5 protein-coding genes and 1 rRNA gene are annotated in these 6194 nt (G+C 58.9%); 1 reads left to right on the forward strand and 5 read right to left on the reverse strand.

Going from position 1 to position 6194, the window contains the following annotated elements; all coding sequences use genetic code 11:
- From BM131_RS19515 to msrP, 3 genes are all read right to left on the reverse strand, one after another.
- Nucleotides 1-70, reverse strand: a 16S ribosomal RNA gene (locus BM131_RS19515); the annotation flags it as partial.
- Nucleotides 71-676: 606 nt separating this feature from the next.
- On the reverse strand, nucleotides 677-1318 hold the full coding sequence (gene msrQ, locus BM131_RS19520; protein ID WP_090192128.1) for a protein-methionine-sulfoxide reductase heme-binding subunit MsrQ: 642 nt from the start codon (nucleotides 1316-1318) through the stop codon (nucleotides 677-679).
- The gene (gene msrP, locus BM131_RS19525; protein WP_090192130.1) at nucleotides 1318-2217 is read right to left on the reverse strand and encodes a protein-methionine-sulfoxide reductase catalytic subunit MsrP; all 900 of its coding nucleotides are present in this window, start codon (nucleotides 2215-2217) and stop codon (nucleotides 1318-1320) included. The genes msrQ and msrP overlap by 1 nt, the downstream gene beginning before the upstream one ends.
- 293 nt (nucleotides 2218-2510) lie before the next feature.
- On the opposite strand from msrP, the gene BM131_RS19530 reads away from it, so the two are divergent.
- Nucleotides 2511-2993, forward strand: a complete 483-nt coding sequence (locus tag BM131_RS19530) for a fasciclin domain-containing protein (RefSeq protein WP_090192132.1) — start codon at nucleotides 2511-2513, stop codon at nucleotides 2991-2993.
- Between the two features lie 58 nt (nucleotides 2994-3051).
- Here the strand turns inward: BM131_RS19530 and clpB are convergent, their stop codons facing one another.
- On the reverse strand, nucleotides 3052-5664 hold the full coding sequence (gene clpB / locus BM131_RS19535) for an ATP-dependent chaperone ClpB (protein WP_090192134.1): 2613 nt from the start codon (nucleotides 5662-5664) through the stop codon (nucleotides 3052-3054).
- A 12-nt stretch (nucleotides 5665-5676) separates the two neighbouring features.
- Nucleotides 5677-6194 (reverse strand): hypothetical protein (locus BM131_RS19540; protein ID WP_175499499.1); only part of this gene is annotated, 518 nt, incomplete at its 5' end.

Genomic DNA, 6194 nt, shown 5'->3' on the forward strand with positions numbered 1-6194 from the left:
CTCGCTCGACTTGCATGTGTTAGGCGTGCCGCCAGCGTTCGTTCTGAGCCAGGATCAAACTCTCAAGTTGAAAGCACCAAAAGGCGCTATTCCTTGACGTTCGAACCTCTGCACATCATCAATATCTAGCCCGGCTAAGGTACTAAATATCAACGTTTCTCTGTCTTCTGTGCTTCAGGTTATCCAAAGATAACAAGAAACCACATCAAACAGTGAAGCTGACACCTCATCATCGGACCTAAATCCTAGAGGCGCGATATACAGACGTCTGATCCATCGAACTGAACCAAACCGCCCACATATCTCTTCAGATACTAAATTTTCAAACAGCGTTGGAACAATAACAAACTGATGCGCCCAAAAGTAACGGCGCGCCCGCCTGTCAAATTCCGAATTTCTTAACCGCCTCGCGTTCCGTCCAGTGTGTCGTCTGGTCCGTCTGGCAGTCCGTAGCGGCTTGTTCGTCGCTTCGTTGGGTGGGTTCTACGGATAGCAGCCGGGACCCGCAAGAGCGAAATCGCACAAATTCTCATTTTTTGTGACAACCCCAAATTTCGTATAAAATAAGGGGTTTAGCGACACATTCGTAGCCCGACCCTAGGTCGCATCGAAAGATAATGACTTAGCCCGCCCGCCGTCTTGTGGTGTCCGGCGCGAGCACCACAAGACCTAGACATCAGCTATTGGTCTGCTGCCGGCTGGGGATCAGAATCGCGCGAATCTTGGTCCAGTTCAGACGCAAGACCAGCAGCGCAATTACCGCCCCCATGTAAAGGAACGGCTCTAGCGGCCATCCTTTGACCAGCCAGATGTAATGCAGCGCCCCCAATAGCGCGGCGGGATAGGTCAGCTTGTGCAAACGCCGCCACCGCACTGGTCCGATCCGGCGGATTGACCAATTGTTCGAGGTTACTGCCAACGGAATCAACGCAAGAAACCCTAGAAAGCCGACCGTCACGTAGGGACGTTTGATCACCTCGGTCACAACGCGGCCAATGGTTTGCACATCAAGCACCGTGAACACGAGGAAATGCGCCAGCACATAGAAGAACGCGAGCAGCCCAATGGCGCGGCGGAACTTGATCAGGTTCACGCCCGTCCACGTCCGCAGCGGCGTCACGGTCAAACCCGCGATAAGCAGGATCAACGCGATTTCGCCGTATTCGCGCTCTAGCACATTGATCGGCTCGACCCCGTAGGGACCAAGACCGTTCAGCGCTTGCCAGAACTCCCACACCATATACCCGGCCCCCAGTATATAGAGGGGCCAAGCAGGCACGCGGCGCAGACCGCCGTTGATGGTTGTTGCGGCAGACATCAAAACTCTTTGCTCAGGTCCATGCCGTCATACAGGCTGGCGACTTCGTCATAGCCGTTGAACATTAACGTATCCTGACGCGAGGCAAACAATCCGCCGCCAATGCGCCGCTCTGTGGCTTGGCTCCACCGGGGATGATCGACGCCGGGGTTCACGTTGGAATAGAAACCGTACTCACGCGGGTTGATGTTGTTCCATGTGGCTTCTGGCTGTTCGGCCACAAGGCTGATCTTGACGATCGACTTGATGGATTTGAATCCATACTTCCATGGCACCACCAACCGCAGCGGCGCGCCGGACTGCTTTGGCAGCGGCGCGCCATATAGGCCCGTCGCCATCATCGTCAGCGGGTGCATTGCCTCGTCTAGGCGCAGACCTTCGACATAGGGAAAGTCGATGACGCGGCTGCGCACGCCCGGCATATTCTCTGGCTGGACGACCGTTTCAAAGGCGACGTATTTCGCATCCCCCTGAACGCCGACCTTGGCAAGCAGGTCTGCCAGCTCGAACCCCTGCCATGGCACGACCATCGACCACGCCTCGACACAGCGGAAACGATAGATCCGCTCTTCAATCGTCAGGCCTTCGGTCAGGTCGGCCAAGGAATAGTCGCCGGGATTGTCCACCAAGCCATCAACCGTCACCGTCCAAGGGTCGATCACCATCGCTTCTGCATTGTTGGCCGGATCGCTCTTGCCGGTGCCGAATTCGTAGAAGTTATTGTAGGTCGTGATCTCTTCCAGCGTGTTCGGCGTCATCGCGTCCTGCGCCTGCGCACCGCCAGCCATCGCGATCGCCCCAAGGCCAGCCGTTCCCGCAATCAGCTGCCGCCGATTCAAGAACAGCGACTTCGGTGTCACGTCGGCGGGGGTCATATCGTTCTTCCAGCGGTGGGCCATAGGTCTCTCCGATTCAAATGTCTCAAAGGATATACGCATAAAACTGTTGAAAGGTTTCTCACGTTGACGAGGGCGACCCGTAATCAAGGCATCAACCTTAGCCCAACGCCCTCATCTATGTTCACACATGCGTGAAATATCTGACACAATTAACAACCATAGAGCGAAACTATCCATCGACCAGTGACAGGACGCCGCAATTTTCGGTCTGGTCGGGGCGATTTCGCCACCCATATTCGGATCATGCGGCCAAGGATCGGCGCGCATCAACATACACCAAGGAGACGACCATTATGCTACGCCGTACGTTCATGACGACCGCCGCCCTGATCACACTGGGCACAGGCGCTTTCGCTGCCGCCCACTCCGCTGACAAGGATATTGTCGATACCGCCATCGAAGCCGGTAACTTTACCACCCTTGTCGCCGCCGTTGAAGCCGCCGGTTTGGTTGATACGCTGAAGGGCGAAGGCCCGTTCACCGTGTTCGCCCCCACAGATGAAGCCTTTGCCGCTCTGCCCGAAGGCACCGTCGAAGGTCTGCTGCAGGATCCCGAAGCGCTTGCCAAGATCCTGACCTACCACGTTGTCCCAGGTGCCGTGATGGCAGCTGACCTGACCGATGGCATGACCGCCGCCACCGTCGAAGGCCAGGACGTGACCTTTACCGTCGGCGACACCGTCATGGTGAACGACGCCACGGTCAGCACTGCAGACATTGCCGCATCGAACGGCGTGATCCACGTGATCGACTCCGTCATCCTGCCACCGATGTAATCACTGATTACACCGCAACAAAAAGCCCCGGCAGATCGCTCTGCCGGGGCTTCGTTGTTTAGTGGACGACGGCGTCATCCGGTTTGGGCCTGTTGCTGCCCGACACCCGGTCACCAACGATCAAACCATCGACACCCGCGCTGACCGGGATCGTATCACCGTCATGCACATCGCCTGACAAGATCATCTCGGCCAGCTGATCCTGCAACGCCCGCTGGATCACCCGCTTCAGCGGCCGCGCGCCGAACACCGGGTCATACCCTTCGTCGGCCAGCCAGCCCAGCGCACCAGCGTCCAGATCAAGGTGGATATTCCGCCCCGCCAGCCGCTGTTCCAGCCGCTGCATCTGGATCGTGACGATCCCAGCCATGTCGCTCCGTGCCAGGCGATCAAAGATAATCGTCTCGTCCAGACGGTTCAGGAACTCGGGCCGGAAGTGCGCCCGCACCGCGTCCATCACATCGCGCTTGGCCTCTGCCGGGTCAGCCCCATCCGGCATCAGGCTCAGCGCCTGCGCCCCAAGGTTCGACGTCAGGATGATCAGCGTCTGCTTGAAATCAACCGTCCGCCCCTGCCCGTCCGTCAGCACACCATCGTCCAGAACCTGCAACAGCACGTTAAAGACATCAGGGTGCGCCTTTTCGACCTCATCGAACAGCACCACCTGATATGGACGGCGCCGCACGGCTTCGGTCAGCACACCGCCCTCGTCATAACCAACATAGCCCGGAGGCGCGCCAATCAGACGGCTCACAGCGTGTTTCTCCATGAATTCACTCATGTCGATCCGCACCATCGCGTTGTCATCGTCGAACAGATAGTTCGCCAGTGCCTTCGTCAGCTCTGTTTTACCGACACCTGTTGGCCCAAGGAACAAGAAGCTACCCAAGGGGCGCCCCTCGTCATTCAAACCAGCACGCGCCCGGCGCACCGCATTGGCAACCGCCCGCACGGCCTGCTTTTGACCGATGACGCGCTTGCCCAGCTCGTCTTCCATCCGCAGCAGCTTGTCCCGCTCGCCTTCCAGCATCTTGGACATCGGAATACCGGTCCAGCGCTCGACGACCTCGGCGATCTGTTCTGGCCGCACGGCTTCTTCGACCATCAGGTCTTCGTTGCCGTCGGACTCGCTCAGCTTGCGCTCTAGTTCTGGGATCACACCATAAGACAGCTCTCCGGCCTTGGCCAAATTGCCCTCGCGCTTGGCGATCTCCAGCTCGGCCCGCGCGCGGTCCAGCTTTTCCTTCAGCTCGCGACCCGACTCCAGCTTGTCCCGCTCGGCCTGCCATTTCGCCGTCATCTCTGACGCACGCTCCTGCAGGTTGGCCAGCTCTTCTTCCAGCTTGGCCAAGCGATCCTTCGACGCCTGATCGTCTTCTTTACGCAGCGCCTCCTGCTCGATCTGCTTTTGCATGATGTCGCGGTCCAGCGCATCCAGAGCTTCTGGCTTGCTGTCCACTTCCATCCGCAGACGGCTGGCGGCCTCGTCCATCAGGTCGATGGCCTTATCCGGCAAAAAGCGGTCGGTGATATAGCGGTGCGACAGAGTCGCCGCAGCAACCAGCGCCGAGTCCGAAATCCGCACACCGTGGTGCAGCTCATACTTCTCTTTAATACCGCGCAGGATACTGATCGTGTCCTCGACGGTCGGCTCTTCGACCATGATCGGCTGGAACCGCCGCGCAAGCGCCGCGTCCTTTTCGACATATTTGCGGTACTCATCCAGCGTCGTCGCACCCACGCAGTGCAGCTCGCCCCGCGCCAGCGCTGGCTTGATCAAGTTCGCAGCGTCCATCGCGCCATCCGCTTTGCCCGCGCCAACCAGCGTGTGCATCTCGTCGATGAACAAGATGACCTCGCCCGCCGCAGCCTCGATCTCTTTCAGGATCGACTTCAGCCGCTCCTCGAACTCGCCGCGATATTTCGCGCCAGCGATCAAGGCACCCATATCCAGCGCCATAAGGCGCTTATTGCGCAGGCTCTCTGGCACGTCGCCATTGACGATCCGCAGGGCCAGACCTTCGGCAATCGCAGTTTTACCGACGCCGGGCTCGCCAATCAGGACCGGGTTATTCTTGGTCCGGCGCGACAGCACCTGCATCGACCGGCGAATTTCTTCGTCCCGGCCAATAATCGGGTCAATCTTACCCTCGCGGGCCGCCTCGGTCAGATCGCGAGCGTATTTATTCAGCGCGTCATAGCCGTCCTCGGCGCTCGCGCTATCCGCCGTCCGCCCTTTGCGCACGTCATTGATAGCCGCATTCAGCGTCATGGGCGTGACTTTACCCGCGTCCAGCGCATCCTTGGCTTTAGATTTCACCACAGCCAAAGCCGTCAAAATCCGTTCCACCGGGACAAAGCTGTCGCCCGCCTTGGTCGCCAGCTTTTCAGCCTCGTCCAAAACCTTGGCCGTCATATTGTCCATATAGGTTTGGCCAGCGTCGCCTGTTACCTTGGCAATCCGCGCGACTGTCGCGTCGACATGTTCGCGCACGGCTTTTGCATCGCCGCCGCCGTGGCTGATCAGGTTCGCAGCAAGGCCTTCGCTGTCGTCCATCAAGGCCTTCAGCAGGTGTTCCGGCAGCAAACGCTGGTGATTTTCGCGCATCGCGATGGTCTGTGCGGCCTGAATGAAACCGCGCGACCGTTCTGTAAATTTCTCTAGGTTCATGGTGTCTCTCCTCTAAAGCACCCGATGTCCTGAGGCGCCCGCTGTGCGGCACACCCCGTGTTCGGGCCTCATTATAAATGTGGGAGGCCGCGCGCCCTGTTGCAAGTATCCCACACCCAAAATCCGCACCCAAAACGCAAATGGCGCGCCCCCTGCGGGACGCGCCATCCATGTCGATCTTTCGCGATGCTTAGTTAGAAGCAGGCGCAGCTTCTTCGTCGACTGGTGCAGCTTCTTCAGCAGGCGCAGCTTCCGCAGCAGGTGCAGCTTCCTCAGCAGGCGCAGCTTCCTCAGCAGGTGCAGCTTCTTCAGCAGGTGCAGCTTCCGCGGCAGGCGCGGCTTCCGCAGCAGGCGCAGCTTCCGCAGCAGGCGCGGCTTCCTCAGCAGGCGCAGCTTCTTCAGCAGGCGCAGCTTCTTCAGCAGGCGCAGCTTCCGCAGCAGGTGCAGCTTCTTCAGCAGGTGCAGCTTCTTCAGCAGGTGCAGCTTCTTCAGCAGGTGCAGCTTCTTCAGCAGGTGCAGCTTCTTCAGCA

It is taken from the genome of Loktanella salsilacus (assembly GCF_900114485.1).
GTDB classification, from domain to species: Bacteria; Pseudomonadota; Alphaproteobacteria; order Rhodobacterales; family Rhodobacteraceae; genus Loktanella; species Loktanella salsilacus.

Excerpts from the sequence above, each read along its gene's own strand:
- BM131_RS19530 (WP_090192132.1), top strand. The coding sequence starts at position 2,511 with ATGCTACGCCGTACGTTCATGACGACCGCCGCCCTGATCACACTGGGC.
- msrQ (WP_090192128.1), bottom strand. The coding sequence starts at position 1,318 with ATGTCTGCCGCAACAACCATCAACGGCGGTCTGCGCCGCGTGCCTGCT.
- clpB (WP_090192134.1), bottom strand. The coding sequence starts at position 5,664 with ATGAACCTAGAGAAATTTACAGAACGGTCGCGCGGTTTCATTCAGGCC.
- msrP (WP_090192130.1), bottom strand. The coding sequence starts at position 2,217 with ATGGCCCACCGCTGGAAGAACGATATGACCCCCGCCGACGTGACACCG.